This is a genomic window from Sphingopyxis flava, assembly GCF_900168005.1.
Classification (GTDB): domain Bacteria; phylum Pseudomonadota; class Alphaproteobacteria; order Sphingomonadales; family Sphingomonadaceae; genus Sphingopyxis; species Sphingopyxis flava.
On the sequence record NZ_FUYP01000119.1, the window covers coordinates 1 to 1018 of the forward strand.

Genomic DNA, 1018 nt, shown 5'->3' on the forward strand with positions numbered 1-1018 from the left:
TCGGTGCCGTTGATCACGAGCGATCCGATGCTGTCGTTGCCGGTCGTGATCGTGAAGGCGCCGCTCGCAAACTCGCCGTTCGAAGCGGGATCCGACCCGAACGAAAGCGCAGCTTCATCGACGCTGTTCACTCCGCCCACATCGATCGTGGGTTCCGAGTCCACTGCGAGCGTGATCGTCACCGTCGCGGTCGAGACGTCGCCGTCGCCGTCGGTGATCGTGTAGGTGAAGCTGTCAGGTCCTTCGGCGCCCGGCGCCGGCGTGTAGGTGAAGGTGCCATCGCCATTATAGACCGCGGTGCCTTTGGTGGGCGCGGTGCCCAAGGCGACGTCTGCGGCCAGGTCCACACCGTCCGCACCCGCCGTGTCGTTGGCGAACACGTCGATGATCACCGCGGTGTCTTCCGCCGGCGACGCGGAATCATCGCGCGCCGTCGGCACATCATCGACGATGTCGATGACGAGGGTATCGTCCGCGATGTCGCCATCGCTGTCGGTCACGACCACGTCGAACGCGTCGGACGTCGCATCGCCATCGGTGTTGGTGGTGAGCTCGTAGCTATAGCTGTAGACGCCGCCCGCGAGGGTCACGGTGAGCGTGCCATAGGCGCCCGCAACGCTGCCGCCGGCGGTCACATCGGTGCCGTTGATCACGAGCGATCCGATGCTGTCGTTGCCGGTCGTGATCGTGAAGGCGCCGCTTGCAAACTCGCCGTTCGAAGCGGGATCCGACCCGAACGAAAGCGCAGCTTCATCGACGCTGTTCGCTCCGCCCACATCGATCGTGGGTTCTGAATCGGCCGCGAGCGTGATCGTCACCGTTGCGGTGGAGACATCGCCGTCGCCGTCGGTGATCGTGTAGGTGAAGCTGTCGGGCCCTTCAGCGCCCGGCGCCGGCGTGTAGGTGAAGGTGCCGTCGCCATTATAAACCGCGGCGCCCTTGGTGGGTGCGGTGCCCAAGGCGACGTCTGCGGCCAGGTCCACACCGTCCGCACCCGCCGTGTCGTTCGCGAACACGT

The 1018-nt window shown here is 65.6% G+C and carries 1 protein-coding gene; it reads right to left on the reverse strand.

Annotated features, from left to right (window positions below):
- Positions 1-1018, reverse strand: a 1018-nt coding sequence (locus B5X69_RS20795; RefSeq protein WP_139375933.1) for an Ig-like domain-containing protein, incomplete at both ends; no start/stop codon positions are given.